This window comes from Williamsia sp. Y712 (assembly GCF_059445525.1).
The window spans coordinates 1-609 of the sequence record NZ_JCAIUN010000007.1; the positions used below are offsets into that span (position 1 = coordinate 1).

A 609-nucleotide genomic window follows, 5' to 3' on the forward strand; every position below is an offset into this window, starting at 1 on the left:
TGGTCAAGTGATCCTGCGCCGACAATGTAGCGGGGCTCAAGTACACCGCCGAAGCCGCGGCACTCACACAATAGCCCGCCTTCTATCTGCGGATAGTTGGCTAGGTGTGTGGGTGGGTAGGGGAGCGTCCTGCATCCATGGAAGCATCGGAGTGATCCAGGTGTGGAGGGTGTGGGAGTGAGAATGCAGGCATGAGTAGCGAAAGCGAAGTGAGAAACTTCGCCGCCGAATGACCAAGGGTTCCTGGGCCAGGCTAATCCGCCCAGGGTGAGTCGGGACCTAAGGCGAGGCCGACAGGCGTAGTCGATGGACAACGGGTTGATATTCCCGTACCCGTGTAGTCGCGCCCGTGATGAATCAGCTGTACTAACTGCCCAGAATGTTCCTTACCACCTTCGGGTGGCCTGGAATCCTATGCGCAGGACCTTGGTTGGTAGTAGTCAAGCGATGGGGTGACGCAGGAAGGTAGTGGGGCCAGTCAGTGGTTGTACTGGTGTAAGCCTGTAGGGCGTGTTCTAGGCAAATCCGGAACACATATAGCCTGAGAGGTGATGCGTAGCCGAATGAGGCGAATTCCATGATCCTATGCTGCCAAGAAAAGCCTCTAGC

Annotated in this window: 1 rRNA gene; it reads left to right on the top strand. The window is 56.8% G+C overall.

The features are described from left to right. Positions 1–609: ribosomal RNA gene (locus tag AC1D75_RS27065) — 23S ribosomal RNA — on the top strand; the annotation flags it as partial.